Raw genomic sequence first — 18,547 nt, forward strand, 5'->3', positions numbered from 1 at the left:
CCGACGAACTGCGCGCGGATGCCGAGCTGCTTCATCCGCTTGACGATCAGCCCGGCCTGACCATCGAGTCCGCCGAAGTACAGAAGATCGGCGTTGGCGGCCTTGATGTTCGTCAGTTGCGCATTGAATTCGACGGCCTTGTCGTTGGTGTATTCCTCCGACACGACCTGGCCGCCCGCCGCCTGCACCGCCTTCCTGAACTCTTCGACCGCGCCTTGCCCGAAGGCGGTCCGGTCATCCATGACCGCGATCCGCTTCGCCTTCGTGACCTTCACGGCATACGTGCCGGCGTTGCCGGAATTCTGCGTGTCGGTGGCGATGATGCGGAACACGTTGTTCAAGCCCTGACGCGTAATCGCGGGATTCGTCGCCGCGGGATCGAGCAGCGGAATGCCGGCCTTCCCGAAGATGGGCGCGGAAGGAAGCGCGACGCCGGAGTTGTAATAGCCGACGACCGCAACGACGCCATCGTCGACGAGTTTCTGCGCCACCTGAACGCCGATGCGCGGATCGCCCTGATCGTCGACGGATGCGAGCTCGAACTGGACCGGCTGTCCGTCGATGCTGATGTGCTGGGCGTTGGCTTCTTCGATCGCGAGCCGCACGCCGTTTTCCAGATCCTTGCCGTTCGCGGCGCTGATGCCGGTGAGCGGCGCGGACAGGCCGATCTTGACGGTCTGCTGCGCGCTTGCAATGAGCGGAGCCAGGCAGAGCGCGGACGCCGCGAAGAGGGAAACGAACGTTTTCATGACAGGGCACTCCATCAAGTGAAGGTCATACGCGGTTCGGGCGTTCGCTTAACGCGGGCGAAGGCCGTCATTCGGCTTGTCGTATCGTTTCGAGACTTATTTTCTGTCGAATTCCGGCGGTTCGTATTCGGGGGAAAATACTGATTTCTCCGCGAGCGAACGATTGTTCTGCGGCGCGCCCATCATGAGTCGAGGATTTGCAGATGAATCGGACAGAGAAAGAAAAGATGCTGGCTGGCGAGCTGTACACGGCCAACGACGCAGAAATTCAGGCCGATCAGGCAGCGGCGCGCGCATGGATGGCGCGCTTCAATGGCGCGATGGACATGCCGCTCGCACAGCGGTACGGGTTGCTCGGCGAACGGTTCGCCGCCATCGGTCCGGACTCGATGGTCCGGCCGCCGTTTCATTGCGACTACGGCTACAACATCACGCTCGGCGCGGGCGTGTTCTTGAACTACAACTGCACGATTCTCGATGTCGTCGCCGTGGAGATCGGCGACATGACGCAGATCGCGACGGGCGTGCAGATTCTGACCGCCGATCATCCGCGCGATCCTGCCGTGCGCGCAACGGGCCTCGAACTGGGGCGTCCCGTGCGGATCGGCCGCAATGTGTGGATCGGCGCGGGCGCGATCATCCTGCCGGGCGTGACGATCGGCGATGACGCTTTGATCGGCGCAGGCAGCATCGTGACGCGCGATGTGCCCGCCGGCGCCACGGCGGTCGGGAATCCGGCGCGTGTTCGTCCTGCTGTCCGCGACTAGAAGTCCCGATCGCCGTTACCAGTTCTTCGATGCGAGCAGCGCCTTCACCTGTCCGGCGACGATGGTATAGCCGGCGTCGTTGAGATGGATCGCGTCGGAGCGCAGTGAAGACGGCGGAATGTCGTGGCTGTGATCGATGACGTCCTGAGGAAGGCTCGGATTGTAGGCATTGACGAGCGCAGACTCGACGTCGATGAAATTGTCGGGATACGCCGCCTTCAGGGACGCGTTGAGATCGTCGAGATATTTCGCGACTTCTCCGCCCGCATACTCACCGGTGAAATCGCCCTTGATGATCGAAAGCACCGCGAAGTGCGCGCCCGCGGGCTTGAGCCACTGTACGATGGACTTCACGTCCGCGAGGACGGTCTGTGCGTCATAGCCATTGTTGCGGCCGACCCAGATGATCGCGGTCCATGTGTCATAGCCTTCCGAATCGCCGAGAAATGCCGATCCGGCGGCGCAAGGCACTGCCGATCCGGCGCTGTCCCGCACGAACGTATAGGTTTCGGTCGTCGATGGCGGCCCGCCGTCCGCTGTGCGCTGGAGCGCGCCATGCACCGAGCAGAGCGTGCCCGGCTTGCTCCGAGCGACGTCATCGGCGGGTGTCGACAGCATGTCGATCGACACGCTCGAAAGATGGACCGCCGTGTTGCTCGCCGGCACGGCGTCGCCATCGACCGTGACCGTCGATGGCAATGCTCCGACGCGCGCCGCGATCTGCGTCGATGTCTGCCCGCCGATGCCGAGATTCGCAAAGGTCCGATTATTTAGTATGCCGGACAAAATTGCCGGGTAGCCGCCGATATCCGATCCGACTCCCTGCGTCAGGCTATCGCCGATGGCAACGATATTCGGCGACGAACCCGCGGGCGTGGCAGCGGGAGCAGGCTCTGAAGCCGGCGTAGGCGCGGTCGCGGTGGACGTGCTTTGAACGCCCGAAGAACTGTCGCCGCCGCCGCAAGCCGCCAGCAACGAAGTGGCGGCCAATGCCGCCAAGCGTGCCTGAATCCGGTTCATGTCTCCCCCAAGTCGACTGGACGTCGTTGTCATTGCCTGCGAGGGTACTGTCATGAAACCGGGGACATGCCGGCCGGACGGAAATCGCCAAGACCTTGTCGGCCTGGAACCTGTCCGGCGCGCGCATCCGCATGTCGCGTTGGGACTAACTGCTTACTCAAACTTCGCGATCGGGCAGCAACGCCGCAAGCAGCCGCCGCAACTCCAGACATTCCTTTTTCGTCAGCCGCGCGGTGAGAATGCGCTCGACTTCCTCGACGCGCGGACGCAGCGCCGCCAGTTGCTTCTTTCCGGCCGGCGTCAGGAAGAGCACGTAACTTCGCTTGTCGACGGGATCGTCCGAGCGTTCGATGAGACCGTTGCGAACCATGCGCGCGACGAGATCGGCGATCGTCGAACGGTCCACATCGAGTTCATCGCCGAGCTGGCGCTGATTGACGCCGGGCGTTTCGTGCAGGACTTCGAGCGCCGCGTACTGCACGCTCGTAATCTCGGCGGAAACCTCGGCGAGCCACACCGCGACATGGCGCTGCTGCGCGCGACGCACGAGGCTGCCCGTGTATCGCGACAGCGCGCGGTCATCTTCTTTATTCGGCAATTTGATCAGTTCATGAGCGGGTTGAAGCACGCGGAAAGATCGGATCGAAAAAGGCGTTCAGTTCCGCGTACGCGTCCAGGGGCAGGACATGCGCGACGTATTGATCCGGACGGACCACGACGATCGCGCCCCGTTCGCGATCGATGCCGCGCTCGTGGAAAATATCAGTCGCCGCATCGTTGGTAAATGCTTTCTCGTAGTCGACCAGACCATAGCGCCCCTTGCGCGGCAGGAGAATGCCCGGCAGTTCATTCAACGCGACGTCGCGATGATCCCGCTGCAACACCGCGCGCAGATCGAGAACGCTGTCCGGATCGGCGCCTTCCGGCGTCACGCGCCGCAGAACGGAATCGGGCGAAGCGCAAAGATGTTCGCACAGCGCATGCAGCGCGCGGCCGTTCGCATCAGAAAACGCATACAGACGCCAGCGGCCATCGGCGCGCGCGACGTGTCCGAGATGCATCGGCTTGGCATCGGTCAGACGAATCACGGGCGACGAGTGAAAGCGCGTGCCGATCGCGAAGCCGCTCGCGAGCGCCTGATGCGTCGGCTCGCCCGTCAGCATGGCCGGACGGTAGCGCGTCGCGACGCCCGCCGTGTAGCGGCCCGCGCGCACGAAGTACGCCTGAAGCTCGGCGGGATCGACGCCGCCCGCTTCGGGCCGGTTCGAGTCTTTGGGCGGTGCGGCCATCATAGCCGACCATTCCTTGTCGAAATCGATGAGCTCCTGCGCGATCGGCTGACGTTCGTCGGAATAGGTGCGCAGCAGGTCGGCGTCGCCGAGTCCGCGCAGCACCGCGCCGAGTTTCCAGCCGAGATTGAAGCCGTCCTGCATCGAGACGTTCATGCCCTGGCCGGCCTTCGCGCTATGCGTGTGGCAGGCATCGCCCGCGATGAACACGCGCGGCTCGCGACTCGTGCCATCGGCAGCGATGGCATCGTCGAAACGGTCCGTCAGACGCTGCCCGACCTCGTACACGGAGAACCACGCGACTTCCTTCACGTCGAGCGAATAGGGATGAAGGATACGTTGCGCGGTCTGAATGATGCGATCGACCTTGATCTGCTTGATGCTGTCGCGATTGTCCGCCGTGACCTCGCCCAGATCGACGTAAAAGCGCACCAGATACCCGCCTTCGCGCGGAATGATGAGCAGATTGCCTTCGCTCGCGGATTGAATCGCGACCTTCAGACGAATGTCGGGGAAGTCCGTGACAGCGAGCGCATCCATCACGCCCCACGCGTGATTGGCCGCATCGCCACGCAGCGTTTGCCCGATGGCCGTCCGCACGCGGCTGCGCGCGCCATCGCAACCCACGACATAACGCGCGCGCACGGTGACGGTCTCGTCGAGCCGCGCCGCATCGGTGCGCCGCAGCGTGACTTTCACCGGATGATCGCCGTCGCCGTCGCCGTCGTCGTCGCGCTCGACATCGACGACTTCGAGATCGTAGTCCGGTTCGAGACGCAAGGCGGAACGCCGCATCACACCCAGCAGATAGTCCTGCACGCGCGCCTGATTGACGATGACGTGCGGAAACTCCGACAAACCTGTTTCGGTATCCTGAACACGGCCGGTACGCCTGATCGCGCCGCGATCTTCGGCATCGGGCCGCCAGAAAGCCGTTTCGTTGACCCAGTACGCCTCGCGCTGCAGGCGATCGCTCAGGCCGAACGCATTGAACATCTCGACGGTGCGGCACGCGACGCCGTCCGCCTGGCCCATCAAGAGCGGTCCGGAACGGCGCTCGACGATGCGCGTATCGATCGTCGGAAACTGCGAGAGTTGCGCGGCCAGCACGAGTCCCGCAGGCCCGCTGCCGACGCTCAGGACATCGACCGTTTCGGGCATGTCGACGCGAGGCGCGTCGCTGGCGGCAGGTTCGATCGTCGGATCGCCGACGCGGAAACCGTCGAGATGAAATTGCATGGTGTCTCCCTCTTTGACTGGATGTCTCGATGGCCTGAAATATACTCCGTACACCAACTATATCAAAGCGATTCCGACGAACTGGATGTTTACCCCTAGATCGGCGCGTCTCGTGCAGCAAAGCATGGCGGGTTGCGTCGGCTGGCTCGGGCCGCAGCGTGCGTTCTGCGCGCGTGGCGGCATCGACGAATGCGGATATATTCAATTGCGTGGCGGCGGGCGATCGGCTCGTACATCTGATTCGCTCGGATCGGCGACGGCGATCTGGATCGTCAGCCGCACGGGCGGCTGAGCCGCGCATGTGATGGAGCAGCGCACGCAGACTTTCCTGCTGCGTCCGCGGGCGAAGTATGAGATGACGCCGTCATCCGAAAACGCGACCGGTTCGCAGGAATCGCGTGCGGCGGGAAACGATCAACCAAGGAGGCATCCATGGTCATCACGAACTCGCAGTCCGGCACGAACGTCGAGGAAATCGCCGCTGGCGTGTATCGCATCAACACGCCCGTGACGCTGCCCGGCGATGCGGGCGGTTTTTCCTTCAACCAGTATCTGATCGTCGATGACGATCCGCTGCTCTTTCATACCGGTCCGCGCAAGATGTTCCCGCTCGTGCGTGAAGCGCTCGCGAGCGTGATCGATCCGGCGCGCTTGCGGCACATCGCGTTCTCGCACGTCGAAGCGGACGAGTGCGGTTCGCTCAACGAGTGGCTTGCGGCGTCGCCCGATGCCACGCCGCTGTGCGGCACGGTCGCGGCGATGGTGTCGGTCACCGATCTCGCCGATCGCGCGCCCGTCGCGCTCGCCGACGGAGAATCGATCTCGCTCGGACGTCATCGCGTGCGATGGATCGACACGCCGCATCTGCCGCACGCCTGGGAGTGCGGCTTCATGATGGAAGACAGCACGCGCACGCTGTTATGCGGCGATCTGTTCACGCAAGGCGGCGCGACGCTGCCCGCGTTGACCACCGGGGATATTCTGGGCCCGAGCGAAGCGTTCCGGCGCAGCATGGATTACTTCTCTCACACGCGTAACGCCGACGCGATGTTCGAGCGCCTCGCGCAACTCGCTCCGACCACGCTCGCCTGCATGCACGGCAGCGCGTGGAGCGGTGACGGCGCTGCGTTGCTGCGCGCATTGGCGCAGAGCGTGAAGCAATGAAACGTCCGACGTCATTCGATAACGAGTTTCGTCAGACACATTCCTTTCGCCCCGACGACACAGCCCGTCACGACATCGAAACGCAGGCCGTGCGCGGGGCATTGAAGGATATGTCCGTCGAGCCGGCCGTTCGCGAGCGAAGCGCCGTTGTGCGGACATGAATTGTCGATCGCGTGAACGACGCCTTCGATATTGAAGAGCACGACGCTGCGTCCATCGACGAACGTGAGCGTGCGCGCGCCGGTCTGCGGCACGTTCTCCGGCGCAATCGATAGTTTGTGTGTCATCGCGGATTCAATGCCACGGACTCAGGTCATCGCACGGCGTGTGCGCGTCCATCCAGTCGTAGGGGCCGTATGACGCTCCCCACGCCCATGTCCGCGTGGACGTCGAGGTCGACGGGACCTCCGGCTTCGATTGTTCGACGGTGTCGGCGGTTTCGGTCGACGAAGCCGTGTGCAGGCGATCGGTCATTGCGGTTTCTCCTTGAAGTGGCGTGAATTTATCGGCTGATTTCGGTTGCTTGCTGCTCTGATGCACGTCCGCGCAGCGCGTCGATCTTGTCGAGATCGCGTGCATATCTCGCTCTGCCGAGCGCGAATGCGACCATTGCCGCCACGCCGACGAGCGGAATCACCTGTAACGCGCCCAACAGACCGATGCGGTCGGCGATCGCGCCCGTCACGAGCGGGCCGGGCGCGAGGCCGAGCAGGTTGTTGGCGAGCGTGAGCGTCGCGAATGCGGAGGCGTGGATCGTCGATGGCGTGAGGTTGGCCACCATCGCGCCCGCCGGCCCCGACGTACCCGCGACGACCAGAATGCCCGCGCCGAGCAGCACGAGCTGCAATGCGCCTGGCGCAACGCGGAAGCCGATCGACAGCAGCACGATCGAGATCAGGCAATAGGCCAGCGCCGTGATCCACTTGCGCGACGGCGCGTTGCGGCAAATCTTGTCCGTGACGACACCGCACGCGACCATGCCGATGCCGCCGAGCAGCACGAAGACGGCGGCGCCTGCCGCGGCCTTGTCGGCGGGCATCGCGTAGTAGCGGTTGAGGAAGCTCGGCATCCACGCGATCACCGCGCCCATGATGAAAAGCTGCAAGCCGCTGCCGACGTACGCGCAGACGACGGAAACCGTCGAGAAGAGTCCGGCCAGCAGCGCGCGCAGACTCGTGCGGATGCCGTCCGCCTGTCGCGTGGCGGGTTGCGCGTCGCCATATCGCGCGGCGATGCGCTTGTCGGAAACCGTCAGACGATAGACGATCACGAGCACGATGCCGAAGATCGCCATCGCCGCGAACGAGGCACGCCATCCGAAGTGCATGGCGACGAAGCCGCCGAGCGCCATGCCGAGCACCGAGCCGAACGCACCGCCGGCCATGAACGCGCCGGTGAGCGTGGAGCGCAAGTGCGCGGGGAAAATGCTGAGAATCAGCGCGATGCCGACGCTGCCGTAAGCCGCCTCGCCGAGACCGACGCAGGCGCGCGCCACGAGCATTTCGCCGTAGTTGGTCGCGATCGCACAGCCGAGCGTCGCGAGACTCCAGAGCGTCGCCATCAGAACGAGGCTGCGCACGCGGCCCCAGCGGTCGGCGAGCACGGAAAGCGGAAAGGTGAGTAGGCCGACCATCAGCGCGACGACGCCGCTCAACGAGCCCAACTGCGTGTCGGAAAGGCCCCATGCCTGCTTGAGCAGCGGAAACACCGCGTTCAGCACTTGCCGGGACATGTAGTCCGATAAAAGCAGACCGAAGGTCAGCGCGAAAACGATCCACGCGTATTTGCGTGATTTGGCCGTGGCGGTGTTGTCGTCACACTTCGCCGGCTCGATGCAATGAATATCCAAGATTGTCTCCTCCGATGTCCGGCTTCCGGCAGGACGCGTGAGCATCCCGCCATCGCCGTGGAGTGTTGATGTCAGGCCGCGCGCAGCGGCAGATTGACCTGGCCGGCCTTGCGGTTCGGCGCCATGCCGTTGGCGGCGAGCGTTTCGTCGATGGTTTCGTATTGCACGCCGATGCGATAGATCTCGCGCGCTTCCTTGCCGCTCGCGATCTCGCGTCCCAGTTCGCGCGCCACGCGCACGCACTGCTCGATCTGCTGCACCGACGTGAAACGGTTGCCGTGCTGATCGATGATCGTATCCTCGATGCCGCAGCGCGGATGCAGGCCCATCGACATCGCCATCATGTTGAACGGCAGCACGTTCTTCAGCAGCGACTCCGCCGTGAGCGTGCAGCCGTCCGGCGCTCGATGCACGAAGTTGAAGAAGTTGAACGGATTCGGACCGTCGAAGCCGCCGCCGATGCCGATCCACGTCAGATTCAGCGGCCCCTTGTACACGCCCTTGCGCACGAGGCGTTCGAGCGTCTCCAGCGCGTGGATGCCGGTCAACTGGAAATGCGGCTGGATGCCGGACGCCTGCAGACGGCGCAGATGCTCCTCGACCCATGCGGGGCCGGCGGGAACCGTCATTTCCGCGTAGGCGGCCATGAACGCCGGGTTGGAGAGCGAAGTGCCCGCCAGATACTCGGGATACAGCAGCTCCATGATGTTCATCTGCGTCGTGTTGATCGCGACGGTCACCTGATCGGGCTTCGGATCGAGTTCGGCGAGCATGTGACGCGTATCGTCGGAGAGCCACTTGGCCGCCTGACCGTCGTCTTCCGGCGCGAACGAGATCGAACCGCCGACCTGGATGATCATGTCCGGCACCGCCGCGCGCACGCCGGCGATCAGCTCGTTGAACTTCGAGAGGCGCTTGCTGCCCTTGCCATCGAGTTCCCGCACATGCAGATGGAGAACGGTCGCGCCCGCGTTGTAGCAGTCGACGGCTTTCTGCACCTGCTCTTCCATCGTCACGGGGATATCTTCAGGGAAATCTTCCGGCATCCACTCGGGACCGTACGGCGCAACGGTGATTACGACCTTGTCCTGGTTTTCGGGGTGCAGGGAATCGTCGAGGAATTGCATGTTCGCTCCTGTGAATTGGATTCGTTGACCTGAACCCATCGTAGTGGAGAGATGTCTCGTGCAACCCTCTCGCGTCGGGAGGGGAGGGCGCGATATTGAGGGCGCGATCTGCAGCCGTTGCCCCTCCCACCGCGAGAGGGGTTTTGACCGCGCGCTTTCCGTATTCTTGCAACATGACTTCACGCGCCGTGAAGCGGCCGATTACGCGGCTGCCTTTTCGATCACGACGTCCGGAAGCAACAAGATACGGAGACCTTATGAAACTCGGAAGAATTCCATGCTTCGCCGCGTTGCTCGCGTGCTCAGGCGCTGCGGCGGCACAAGGTTCGGTGACGCTTTACGGCGTCGTCGATGCAGGCTTGCTTTATCAGAGCACGTCGGCCGCGTCGTTCGCGCCGAACGCGCCCAATCTGGGCAAGGTGTATCGCTACAAGGACGGCGGCATCTACGCCAGCTACTGGGGCCTTAAAGGCTACGAAGATCTCGGCGGCGGATATCGCGTCAACTTCAGGCTGCAGGGCACCTTCGATTCGGGCAGCGGCCGCTTCGGTCTGTCCGACACACCCGGCGTGCCCGCGCAGTTCAACCAGTTCGCGACGCTCGGCATTTCCGGTCCGTTCGGCACGTTCAACGCGGGCCGCCAGATCGTGCCGATGGTCTACGCAATGTTCGATACCGACGTGCGCGGCGCGCAGTACTTCGGCAGCATTCTCACCGCGTGGCTCGGCATGAACCAGGCCGCCGGCTGGCCGGGCACCAGCACGAACGGTCCGATCGGCGCGCTGTACGACAGCAACGCGCTCGTCTACGAATCGCCGAAATTCTATGGCGCGTCGCTCGCGCTCGAATACGCGCCGGGCGGCGTACCGGGCGAATTCCAGGGCGGCACGCGCGAGTCCGCCGTGGTCAAGTATTCGAACTTCGGCCTGAACCTCGCGGCGGTCTACTACAACGGACACGATGCGAACCCGCTGCCCGGCGTCGCGGCGACCGGCCTCAACAACAACCGGCTCGTCTACTTCGGCGCGATGTACACGTTCAGCGACATTTCGGTGTCCGGCTCGTACAGCCACGGCAAGAATCCGGCGAACGCGGGCCGCGCGGACTACGACCTCTATTCGGCGGGCCTCGGCTATCGCTTCTCGCCGGTGTTCAAGATGACTTCGGGCTTCTATTACCTGAAGGACAACAACAACTCGACGAATCATTCGAGCGAATTCGCGCTCGGCGCGGAGTACAGCCTGTCGAAGCGCACGCTCGCATATGCGCAAGTCGGCTATGTCGACAATCACGGCACGATGAACCAGACGATCGTCTACGGGCAACCCGTGGCTCCGGGCGAGTCGACCACCGCGGCGATGATCGGCCTGCGGCACAACTTCTAAGACGATAAACGGAGCAACCATGAAGAAAATCATGTCACGCAATGCGGTGGGCGGCGCAGCGATCGTGATGGCGTCGATGAGCGCCGGCCTCGAATCGAGCCAGTCGATCGCGGCGGCGAGCGCGCCTTCGATGGCCTCGGCCGCGAGCGCGCCTGTCGCGACGCGCAAGGAGAATCGCGCGCTGCGCAAGCTCGTGTACGCGGCGTTCGCGAAGGACAAGAGCATCGATGCGGGCGATATCGGCGTGAGCGCGAAAGACGGCGCGGTGACGCTGACGGGCACCGCGGCCGACGCGGCGCAGATCGAGAAGGCTGCAACGCTGGCGAGAGGCGTCCCGGGCGTGACGTCTGTCACGAACAAGCTGACCGTCCGGCGCAATTTCGCGCAATAACGGAGATTGCATGAGAACGATGGAATACAGCATGGCGACGATCGATGAATTCGTCGGCCAGGAATTGGGCGTGTCGGACTGGGTCATCGTCGATCAGGCGCGCATCGAGGCATTCGCGCAATGCACGGGCGACATGCAGTGGATTCACGTCAACGAGGAACGCGCGAAACGCGAGAGCCCGTTCGGCGGAACGATCGCGCACGGCTATCTGACGCTGTCGCTCCTGGCGACGCTCGCGATCGAAGTCGGCCTCATTCCGCCCGATGCATCCGCCGCGCTGAACTACGGACTCGACAAGGTGCGCTTCATGACGCCGGTGCGATCCGGCAAGCGCGTGCGATGCCGCGTCGTGCTCAGTGCGGTGGAGCGCAAGGACGGCGGACGCATCCTCGTGAAGACGGACAGTGAATTGCAGATCGAAGGCGAGACGAAGCCGGCGCTGATCGCACAAACGCTCGCAATGCTCGTCGCGTAACGGCGGCGCGTGGAAGGAATTTCAAATGATCAACGAGAACGAAGGCCTCACGGCCAGCGCCGCCGACGGCATGCTCGGACCCAACCCGTTCGTCGGATTGCGCGCGGTCGACATGTTTGCGGCTGCGGGACAGATCGGCGCTCAGGCGATGCTGCATCCCGCGTTGCTGATGGGACAGACCGCGGCGCTCGTCCGCGATCTGAGTTCGGCGGTCAACGGCGCTCACGCGCCTTCGCCGCAGCAAGGCGACAAGCGATTCGCCGATCCGGCATGGCGCGAACAGCCGCTGTATCGCACGACGCTGACGGGGTATCTGGCATGGCGCGATGCGCTCGCCGGATTCATCGATCGGTCCGCGCTCGACGATGCCAGCAAGGAGCGCGCGCAGTTCGTGATGTCGCTCCTGACCGATGCGCTCGCGCCGACCAACACGCTCGCGGGCAATCCGGCGGCGCTGCGCAAGCTCGTCGACACGCGCGGTGCGAGCGTCGTCGCCGGCATGCGCAACATGCTCACCGATACGCTCAACAACAAGGGCATGCCTTCGCAGGTCGACAAGCGCGCGTTTCGCGTCGGCGGGAATCTCGCGACGACGCCGGGCGCGGTCGTCTTCCGCAACGAAGTGCTCGAACTCATCCACTATGCGCCGGCGACGCCGAACGTCCGCGCGCGTCCGCAGCTCATCGTGCCGCCGCAGATCAACAAGTTCTATATCTTCGATCTGTCGGCGGGGAAGAGCATCGTCGAATATCTGGTGCAGAGCGATTTCCAGGTGTTCGCCGTGAGCTGGCGCAATCCGACCGAGGCGCAGCGCGACTGGGACATGGACACGTATGTCGCCGCGCTCATCGAAGCGATCGACGCGGTGCGCGACATCACCGGTCACGCGGATGTGAACCTGCACGGCGCGTGCTCCGGCGCGATGACGATCTCCGCGCTGCTCGGCCATCTGGCGGCGCGCGGCGACAAGACGGTCCACGCGGCCACGTTGATGGTCGCCGTGCTCGACAGCAGCGCCGATTCGCAACTCGGTCTCTTTACGACGCCCGAAGCCATCGAAGTCGCCAAGCGCAACAGCCGCGCGAAGGGCGTGCTGCCCGGCGAGGAAATGGGCCGCGTGTTCGCATGGATGCGGCCGAACGATCTCGTCTGGAGCTTCTGGGTCAACAACTATCTGATGGGCGAGGCGCCGCCGGCCTTCGACATCCTCTACTGGAACAACGACACGACGCGCCTGCCCGCGAAGCTGCACGGCCAGTTGCTCGACATCTTCACGCGCAGCCTGCTCAGCGAGCCGGGCAAGCTGACGGTGCTCGGCACGCCGGTCGATCTGTCGAAGGTCGAGTGCGACACGTATGTGATGGCCGGCATGACCGATCACATCACGCCGTGGAAGGGCGTCTATAACACGGCGCGCGCGTTCGGCGGCAAGACGCGCTATGTGCTGAGTTCGAGCGGGCATATCCAAAGCCTCATCAATCCGCCGGGCAATCCGAAGGCGAAGTTCTTCCGTAACGACGCATTGCCCGAAGACGCCGATGCATGGTTCGCCGGCGCGCGCCCGGAAGCGGATTCGTGGTGGAACGACTGGCGCGACTGGCTTGCGCAACGCTCGGGCGAACTGCGTCCCGCGCCGCGAGCCCTCGGCAACCGGCGTCACAAGCGACTGGCCGACGCGCCCGGAACGTATGTCAGCGAGGCCTGAAGCGAAGCGTCCAAACGGAAAACAAAGATGAAAAACGTGCGCGCACCGGAAATACAGACTGTTTCGCTGGATGGCCAAACGCTTCGCGTGGGCATCTGGCGTGGCAACGAGACTTCGCCGCCGCTCGTCGTGTTCAACGGCATCGGCGCGAATCTCGAACTGATTCAGCCATTCGCCGATGCGCTCGGCGATGTCGAAGTCGTCGTCTTCGATGTTCCCGGCGTCGGCGGATCGCCCGCGCCGCTCGTGCCGTATCGCTTCGCGACGCTCGCGGTGATGACCGACAAGCTGCTCGGGAAGCTCGGCTACGAAGGGCCGGTCGACATTCTCGGCGTGTCGTGGGGCGGCGCGCTGGCGCAACAGTTCGCGTATATGTATCCGTATCGCTGCCGCAGGCTGGTGTTGGCCGCGACATCGCCGGGCGTCATCATGGTGCCGGGGCGGCTATCGGTGCTGTCGAAGCTCGTCGGCGCGCGGCGTTATCGCGATCCGGACTATCTGCGGGAAGTGGGCGCGGAGATTTACGGCGGCGCTTACCGGCGCGATCCCGCGCTGCTGGCGGAACATGGCCGTCACATTCGCGCGCCGGGCGGACGCGGATACATGTATCAACTGCTCGCGACGTGCGGATGGAGCAGCCTGCTCTGGCTCGGCTCCCTGCGCCAGCCGACGCTCGTCATGCACGGCGACGACGATCCCATCGTTCCGCTCGTCAACGCGCAAATCCTTGCACGCCGCATCCGGCGCGCGACGCTGCATGTCATCGAGGACGGGCATCTGTTTCTCATCACGCGAACATGCGAAGTCGGGCCGCTGGTGCGCAGTTTCCTGGCGAGCGAATAGCGAAAGAAACGCGTATCGTGTCGGATACCTCGGACTCGCATCGTGCTTCATGAACCTCATTCGCCTCGACATGCGGCGCGCGATCGTCATCGCCGCCGCCAGCTTCATGCTCGCGCTGACAGGATGCGCGTCTTCTTCACGCGATGCGCAATCGTCGCTCGATGCCGCCATTAACGGATCGCAACGCAGCGACAAGGCGAGGGCGCGCGACGTCTATCGTCATCCGAGAGAAACGCTGCAGTTCTTCGAGCTGACTCCGACCCAGGCGGTGCTCGAAATCGCGCCGGGCGGCGGGTGGTACACGGACATACTCGCGCCCTATCTGCACGATTCGGGTCAGCTTTACGAGGCGCAATATCTGAGCATATCCGCCGACCTCGCCGCCGAGGACAGCGATACCGACGCCGCTTATCGGCGCAAGCTCGCGGCTGCGCCCGCGGTGTATGGAAACGTCGTCGTCGGCACGTTGCACGCGGGGCGCTTCATCGGCTTTAACGCGCATGAGCGGTTCGACCGCGTGTTCACGTTCAGGAACATCCATAACTGGATCAAGGACGGCCAGATCGATGCAAACCTGCGCGCGTTCAATGACGCGCTCAAGCATGGCGGCGTGCTCGGCGTGGAGGAGCATCGCGCCCGGCCGGGAACGACCGTGCAGCAAATGATCGATTCCGGCTACGTGACCGAAGCATTCGTGATCGAGCACGCGCAAGCAGCGGGTTTCGTGCTGGTTGCGCGCAGCGAGATCAACGCGAATGCAAAGGATACGAAGGACTATCCGAACGGCGTGTGGTCCTTGCCGCCCACTTACCGGGGCGGCGATGTCGACCGGTCGCGTTACGCCGCCATCGGCGAGTCGGATCGCATGACGCTCAGGTTCGTCAAGCCTTAGTGAGGTCTCAGACCTGAGCGATGCCGCCGTCGACGAAGAATTCCGCGCCCGCGACGAAGCTCGATTCATCGGATCCGAGGAACAGCACGACCTTCGCGACTTCGTCCGGATCGCCGACGCGTCCGAGCGGCACGTTCGACGCCATGTAGTCGAGCAGGCCTTGCTGCTGCGCCTGATCGGGGCCGGCCAGCTCGACGAGACCAGGCGTTTTCACCGGCCCCGGGCTGACGACGTTCACGCGAATTCCGCGATCCTTCAGGTCCAGCGTCCAGCTACGCGCGAGGTTGCGCACGGCCGCCTTCGACGCGCTATAGACGCTGAACGCGGCGGTGCCCACGCTGCCCGCCGTCGACCCGGTCAGGATCACCGACGCGCCGTCGCGCAGCAGCGGAAGCGCCTTCTGAACGGTGAAGATCGTGCCCTTCACGTTGCGCCCGAACGTGTCTTCGTAGTGCTCTTCGGTGATCGCGCCGAGCGGCAGCATCGAGCCGCCGCCGGCGTTGGCGAACAGCACGTCGATGTGCGAATGCTTCTGCTGAACGGCATCGTAGACGCGGTCGATATCCGCGAGGTTCGACATGTCCGCGCGGATGCCGACGACGCGGCCCTTCATCGACTCGACAGCCGCGTCGAGCTCCTTCTGACGACGGCCGGTGATGAACACCGACGCGCCTTCCGCCGCGAAACGCGCCGCCGTTGCATAGCCGATTCCGCTGGTGCCGCCCGTCACGACCACGACCTTGTTTTCGAATTTGCCAGTCATTTGAGTTCTCCGTTGGTTTCGCGTCGCACGTTGCGTCGCGTTGAAGACATCATGCCGATGAGACAATCGGCGCGGTAGACTGCGAAACTGGGTTTGATAGTTCCAAAAATGGGTCAATCGAGGCATTCGGCATGGCGGACATCAACGATTACGTTCTATTTGCGGAAGTCGTCGGGCATGGAGGCTTCGCGGCGGCGAGCCGCGTCCTGCGCACGCCTAAATCGACGATCAGCCGACGCATCGCCGGGCTCGAAGCGCGGCTCGGCGTGCGCCTGATCGAACGTTCGACGCGCCGCTTTCGCGTGACCGACGTCGGACAGGCGTTCTACGAGCGTTGCCGGACGATCGTGCTCGACGTGCAGCAAGCCGATTCGGTCGTCTCCGAAGCGCTCAGCGAACCGCGCGGCGTGATCCGCTGCAGTTGTCCGCTCGGTCTCATGCCGACTTTGTCGAAGGCATACAACACGTTTCTCACGCGCTTTCCGAAGGCGCGCTTGCAGGTGATCGCCGTGGATCGTCCCGTCGATCTGATCGAGGAACGCATCGACATTGCCATTCGCGTGCGCGTCAGGCTGGACACGGACGCGTCGTTGATCGTGCGGACGCTGGGGCATTCGAGCCGCATTCTGGTGGCCGCGCCCGTCGTCGCGTCGCTTTGCACGAGCGGCGACATTGCGGTGTTATCGACATTGCCGACGCTCGCGACCACCGATCAGATGGGCGAGATCGAATGGCAATTCACCGGACCGGATGGCGCGTCGCATACGATCCGCAGCGAGCCGCGCATGACGTGCGTGGACTATGTCTCACTGCGCGATGCGACGATGGCTGGGCTCGGCGTCGCCTTGCTGCCGGATCACGTTTGTCGCGAGCAGGTTGCGAGCGGCGAGCTCGTGCATGTATTTCCGTCGTGGAAAACCGAAACCGGGATCGTCCACCTCGTCTTCACGACCCGTCGCGGGCTGCCGCCTGTCGTCCGCGCGTTCATCGATCATGTGGCGTCCATCTTTCAGCTTTGAATCTCGCTCACGGAATGCGATAGCTGCCGGTCTTCTTGCCGACGTAGTTATATGTCCCTTTGTCCGAGGGCAGGGCGACGACTTGCTGCCAGTCGAACTGACCTTCGATGCCCTTGTATTTTCCCGTGCCCGAGCCGATCGTTCCCTTGCCCTTGGGCGTGCCGCCCTGATACGTGTAGGACTCGATGAACTTGTCGCCGTCCTTGTCCGAATAGACGCAATATCCGGTCGCCGTGCCCGCGCTGAAGCCGGCTTCGACGCAGCGCGCGGTGACGTTTTGCATCAGCGGCGATTTGTTGTTCGTCATCAGGAGCGTGGATTCGAAGAGATACACGGCGTCATCGCCGCTCACGCTGATATTGCGCACATCCGCGCCGGATGCGGTGTACGTGGCTTCGATATTGCCTTGCTTCGGAAGCGTCTGCGCCCAAGCGGCGGATGCGCCTGCCATCAGGCTCAGAACCGGCAACGCAAGGAGTTTCGTTGAACAGGGGAAACGGGTCATGATCAACCTCCAAAATTTTCTTCAGAACATATGGTTCGAGTTCCTAACTAATTCGAGCGAGCTTCGTCGCGGACGGATGCCTTTCGGACGGCGCTTGCACATCCCGTTATAGAAGTTTCAATCCGAAAGGTCCAGCGAGTCGTCCGCACCGCTCCGGACGTTCGCGATGAAGCACGAACGTACGCGTTCCGCGCTACGCCGCCCGGCGGCTATGACAAAATCGGCCTCATGAGGCCTCCTTCCCCAACCGTTCCCATCTCGGTCGTCAACGGCTTCCTTTCGGGCGCCGACCGCGCCGCGGTCATCCGGCTCGCGGAACATTCCGGCATTCCGCACGAGCTGCTCGGCATGCCAGCCGCGCGCGTCACACAGGAGCAGTTTTCGACGCTTTATCGCCTGCTTGCGATGGAACTCGACGACGAGATGCCGGGAATCTTCGCGCGTCCGCTGCGCAACGGCACGCTCAAATTCCTGTGTTTGAGCCTGCTCGACGCGCCGCGTCTGGAGGTCGCGCTGCATCGCTTCGGGCAGTTCTTCCATCTGGTGCTCGATGAATTCCAGCTCGTGTCGCGCCGCGAGGGACCGTATGCGACCGTCGAATTCGTCGCGAATCCCGCCGGACCGCCCGCGAGCGCGCTCGCGCGGGAACTCGTGCTGAAGCTCGTGCATGGCGTCGCGTCGTGGCTGATCCGCGCGAAGATTCCACTCATCGAAGCGGCGTTCGAATTCATGCGGCCCGCGCAGTCCGGCGATCTGCTGTACCTGTTTCCGGGGCCGGTGCGTTTCGGCCGCGACCGCACGCTCATCGCGTTCGATGCGCGCTATCTCGACCGCCCGATCCGTCAGCGCAAATCCGATCTCGACGCGTTTCTTCAGCGCGCGCCGGAGGACTGGATTTTCGTGTCGTTCACGGAAGAGATGGTGTGTCATCGCGTGCGGCAGTGCATCGCGACGGGCCTGCCGTCGACGCCGACCGTCGATGCCGTCGCGCAGCAGTTGCACTATTCGATGCGCACGCTCTGCCGACGTCTCGAAGCCGAGGGCACGACCTTTCAGGCGATCAAGGACGAAGTGCGCCGCGACATCGCGATCCAGCGTCTCACCCGTTCGAACGATGCCATCGCGGCCATTGCATACGACGTCGGCTTCGATAATCCGACCGCGTTTCATCGCGCGTTCCGTCACTGGACCGGCAGCACGCCCGCGGCGTACCGGCAAAGAAAAGGCGAGTGACGCGCCCAAAAGCCGCCGGCGCGTTTGGCAGATTTTGTCAGTGAAAGGGCAGATTCCGGTAGCTAAGGATTTCGGCGGCGTTGATACCATGCATCGCAACACATCAACGTTTGTTTGCCACAGCGCGCGTTT

The 18,547-nt window shown here is 63.6% G+C and carries 21 protein-coding genes; 11 read left to right on the top strand and 10 right to left on the bottom strand.

From position 1 onward, the window contains the following. A partial coding sequence (locus QCE49_RS20260; RefSeq protein WP_309806359.1) for a branched-chain amino acid ABC transporter substrate-binding protein occupies nt 1–749 on the bottom strand: 749 nt, incomplete at its 3' end. Nucleotides 750–952: 203 nt separating this feature from the next. Here QCE49_RS20260 and QCE49_RS20265 point away from each other — a divergent pair. Then, nucleotides 953–1,516: a sugar O-acetyltransferase gene (locus QCE49_RS20265; protein ID WP_008347508.1), complete on the top strand. Its 564-nt coding sequence runs from the start codon at nt 953–955 to the stop codon at nt 1,514–1,516. A gap of 15 nt (nt 1,517–1,531) precedes the next feature. On the opposite strand, the gene QCE49_RS20270 is transcribed toward QCE49_RS20265, so the two are convergent. The 3 genes from QCE49_RS20270 to QCE49_RS20280 all read right to left on the bottom strand — a co-directional run bounded on the left by QCE49_RS20270 (nt 1,532) and on the right by QCE49_RS20280 (nt 5,064). Next, nucleotides 1,532–2,536: a hypothetical protein gene (locus QCE49_RS20270; protein ID WP_250458571.1), complete on the bottom strand. Its 1,005-nt coding sequence runs from the start codon at nt 2,534–2,536 to the stop codon at nt 1,532–1,534. A gap of 157 nt (nt 2,537–2,693) precedes the next feature. Continuing rightward, entirely contained in the window at nt 2,694–3,134 is a 441-nt protein-coding gene (locus tag QCE49_RS20275) for a MarR family winged helix-turn-helix transcriptional regulator (protein WP_033536433.1), read from the bottom strand. A gap of 10 nt (nt 3,135–3,144) precedes the next feature. After that, entirely contained in the window at nt 3,145–5,064 is a 1,920-nt protein-coding gene (locus tag QCE49_RS20280; protein WP_309806360.1) for an FAD-binding monooxygenase, read from the bottom strand. Between the two features lie 85 nt (nt 5,065–5,149). On the opposite strand from QCE49_RS20280, the gene QCE49_RS20285 reads away from it, so the two are divergent. Then, complete coding sequence (locus QCE49_RS20285) at nt 5,150–5,356, top strand: hypothetical protein (protein WP_175980495.1); 207 nt, start codon at nt 5,150–5,152, stop codon at nt 5,354–5,356. A gap of 140 nt (nt 5,357–5,496) precedes the next feature. Beyond that, the gene (locus QCE49_RS20290; RefSeq protein WP_250458575.1) at nt 5,497–6,228 is read left to right on the top strand and encodes an MBL fold metallo-hydrolase; all 732 of its coding nucleotides are present in this window, start codon (nt 5,497–5,499) and stop codon (nt 6,226–6,228) included. Between the two features lie 11 nt (nt 6,229–6,239). Here QCE49_RS20290 and QCE49_RS20295 read toward each other — a convergent pair whose 3' ends face one another. From QCE49_RS20295 to QCE49_RS20310, 4 genes are all read right to left on the bottom strand, one after another. After that, nucleotides 6,240–6,515: a Rieske (2Fe-2S) protein gene (locus QCE49_RS20295; RefSeq protein ID WP_008347518.1), complete on the bottom strand. Its 276-nt coding sequence runs from the start codon at nt 6,513–6,515 to the stop codon at nt 6,240–6,242. Nucleotides 6,516–6,522: 7 nt separating this feature from the next. Next, complete coding sequence (locus QCE49_RS20300; RefSeq protein WP_033536412.1) at nt 6,523–6,702, bottom strand: hypothetical protein; 180 nt, start codon at nt 6,700–6,702, stop codon at nt 6,523–6,525. Nucleotides 6,703–6,730: 28 nt separating this feature from the next. Then, a complete protein-coding gene (locus QCE49_RS20305) occupies nt 6,731–8,077 on the bottom strand; it encodes an MFS transporter (RefSeq protein WP_008347520.1) in 1,347 nt (448 codons plus the stop codon). A gap of 71 nt (nt 8,078–8,148) precedes the next feature. After that, nucleotides 8,149–9,204 (bottom strand): 3-keto-5-aminohexanoate cleavage protein, encoded by a 1,056-nt coding sequence (locus QCE49_RS20310; RefSeq protein WP_008347521.1) that lies wholly within the window; start codon nt 9,202–9,204, stop codon nt 8,149–8,151. 257 nt (nt 9,205–9,461) lie between these two features. Here QCE49_RS20310 and QCE49_RS20315 point away from each other — a divergent pair, with 257 nt between their 5' ends. Genes QCE49_RS20315 through QCE49_RS20340 form a run of 6 tightly spaced genes read left to right on the top strand, consistent with a single transcriptional unit; the run spans nt 9,462 to nt 14,895 of the window. Beyond that, a complete protein-coding gene (locus QCE49_RS20315) occupies nt 9,462–10,589 on the top strand; it encodes a porin (protein ID WP_008347523.1) in 1,128 nt (375 codons plus the stop codon). A gap of 19 nt (nt 10,590–10,608) precedes the next feature. Next, entirely contained in the window at nt 10,609–10,980 is a 372-nt protein-coding gene (locus QCE49_RS20320; RefSeq protein WP_250458577.1) for a BON domain-containing protein, read from the top strand. A gap of 10 nt (nt 10,981–10,990) precedes the next feature. After that, nucleotides 10,991–11,455 (top strand): MaoC family dehydratase, encoded by a 465-nt coding sequence (locus QCE49_RS20325; RefSeq protein ID WP_033536411.1) that lies wholly within the window; start codon nt 10,991–10,993, stop codon nt 11,453–11,455. Between the two features lie 25 nt (nt 11,456–11,480). Continuing rightward, entirely contained in the window at nt 11,481–13,160 is a 1,680-nt protein-coding gene (locus tag QCE49_RS20330; RefSeq protein WP_250458587.1) for an alpha/beta fold hydrolase, read from the top strand. A gap of 27 nt (nt 13,161–13,187) precedes the next feature. After that, nucleotides 13,188–14,003: a poly(3-hydroxyalkanoate) depolymerase gene (gene phaZ / locus QCE49_RS20335; protein ID WP_008347529.1), complete on the top strand. Its 816-nt coding sequence runs from the start codon at nt 13,188–13,190 to the stop codon at nt 14,001–14,003. A gap of 49 nt (nt 14,004–14,052) precedes the next feature. After that, nucleotides 14,053–14,895 carry a class I SAM-dependent methyltransferase gene (locus tag QCE49_RS20340; protein ID WP_034473361.1) on the top strand — a complete coding sequence of 281 codons (843 nt, stop codon included), beginning with the start codon at nt 14,053–14,055 and terminating at the stop codon, nt 14,893–14,895. Between the two features lie 7 nt (nt 14,896–14,902). On the opposite strand, the gene QCE49_RS20345 is transcribed toward QCE49_RS20340, so the two are convergent. Continuing rightward, nucleotides 14,903–15,658 carry an SDR family NAD(P)-dependent oxidoreductase gene (locus QCE49_RS20345; RefSeq protein WP_033536410.1) on the bottom strand — a complete coding sequence of 252 codons (756 nt, stop codon included), beginning with the start codon at nt 15,656–15,658 and terminating at the stop codon, nt 14,903–14,905. 131 nt (nt 15,659–15,789) lie between these two features. Here QCE49_RS20345 and QCE49_RS20350 point away from each other — a divergent pair, with 131 nt between their 5' ends. Next, on the top strand, nt 15,790–16,677 hold the full coding sequence (locus QCE49_RS20350) for a LysR substrate-binding domain-containing protein (RefSeq protein ID WP_175980514.1): 888 nt from the start codon (nt 15,790–15,792) through the stop codon (nt 16,675–16,677). A 7-nt stretch (nt 16,678–16,684) separates the two neighbouring features. Here QCE49_RS20350 and QCE49_RS20355 read toward each other — a convergent pair whose 3' ends face one another. Continuing rightward, nucleotides 16,685–17,182, bottom strand: a complete 498-nt coding sequence (locus QCE49_RS20355; protein ID WP_051079011.1) for a hypothetical protein — start codon at nt 17,180–17,182, stop codon at nt 16,685–16,687. Nucleotides 17,183–17,410: 228 nt separating this feature from the next. Here QCE49_RS20355 and QCE49_RS20360 point away from each other — a divergent pair, with 228 nt between their 5' ends. Beyond that, nucleotides 17,411–18,415 (top strand): AraC family transcriptional regulator, encoded by a 1,005-nt coding sequence (locus QCE49_RS20360; protein ID WP_081851888.1) that lies wholly within the window; start codon nt 17,411–17,413, stop codon nt 18,413–18,415. Nucleotides 18,416–18,547: the final 132 nt, after the last annotated feature.

It is taken from the genome of Caballeronia sp. LZ008 (genome assembly GCF_031451435.1).
GTDB classification, from domain to species: Bacteria; Pseudomonadota; Gammaproteobacteria; order Burkholderiales; family Burkholderiaceae; genus Caballeronia; species Caballeronia zhejiangensis.